Source organism: Bacillus cereus group sp. BfR-BA-01381 (assembly GCF_022663555.1).
GTDB lineage: Bacteria > Bacillota > Bacilli > Bacillales > Bacillaceae_G > Bacillus_A > Bacillus_A pacificus.
In genome coordinates this window covers 1-223 of record NZ_JAKUFR010000339.1, presented here as the reverse complement: position 1 = coordinate 223, position 223 = coordinate 1, and the positions used below count along the sequence as shown (strand labels likewise).

Sequence of the window (223 nt, the reverse complement as noted above, 5' to 3'; positions counted from 1 at the left end):
TTCAAAGCTTTGCGGATGTTTTAATTGCAGAAGAAGCAGCGATTGTAGAAGAACAACCAGTTGTGGAAGAAGCAGTGATTGCAGAAGAACAACCAGTTGTAGAGGAAACAGTGATTGCAGAAGAACAACCAGTTGTGGAAGAAGCAGTGATTGCAGAAGAACAACCAGTTGTAGAGGAAACAGCGATTGCAGAAGAACAACCAGTTGTGGAAGAAACACTGGT

At 42.6% G+C, this 223-nt stretch carries 1 protein-coding gene; it reads left to right on the top strand.

Features of this window, described 5'->3' with window-relative positions; translation table 11 throughout:
• Positions 1-223 (top strand): hypothetical protein (locus tag MR079_RS28940; RefSeq protein WP_242295122.1); only part of this gene is annotated, 223 nt, incomplete at both ends.